This is a genomic window from Candidatus Protofrankia californiensis (assembly GCF_900634765.1).
GTDB lineage: Bacteria > Actinomycetota > Actinomycetes > Frankiales > Frankiaceae > Protofrankia > Protofrankia californiensis.
On record NZ_CAAAFT010000412.1, the window covers coordinates 9,401 to 10,029 of the forward strand.

The 629-nt window shown below is 74.6% G+C and carries 1 pseudogene; it reads right to left on the reverse strand.

The window, feature by feature from the left end:
• Positions 1-629 (reverse strand): annotated as a pseudogene (locus DD1DGNOD_RS21180) (acetate/propionate family kinase); the annotation flags it as partial.

The window sequence follows — 629 nt, forward strand, 5'->3', positions numbered from 1 at the left end:
CGCCCCGGACGATCTCCAGGTCCTCGCGGGCCTCGACAACGAGCGTCCGGGCCGGCGAGCCGGCAGCGGTGATGTCGCGGTCGCCACCGGCATGGGCGGCATTGCTGTCCGGATCGACGCCCACGCCGAGAAATCCCAGACCGTCCACGGCGCCGGCCCGCACCACCGCGGAGCGCTCCCCCACCCCGCCGGTGAAGACCAGCGTGTCCAGGCCGCCGAGGGCCGCGACCATCGCGGCGATCTGTGCACGTAGGCGGTGCAGGTAGACCGCCAGGGCCAGGGAAGACGCGGCCTCACCGGTGGCGGCGCGGTCCACGACCGCACGCATGTCCGGGGTGCCGGCGAGGGCGGCCAGGCCCGATCGGTGGAACAGCGCGTCGGTGAGCTCATCGGCGGACAGGCCGACCGACGTCTGCAGCCACAGCAGCAGGCCCGGGTCGACCGTGCCGGAGCGGGTCGACATGACCAGCCCCTCCAGCGGGGTGAACCCCATGGTGGTGTCGACACCGACGCCGTCGCGGACGGCCGCCAGCGACGCGCCCGACCCCAGATGGCAGGTCACCACCCTGCTCCCACCGGTCAGCGCCGCCGCCCGGCGGGACGCGTACGCGTGGGACAGCCCGTGGAAG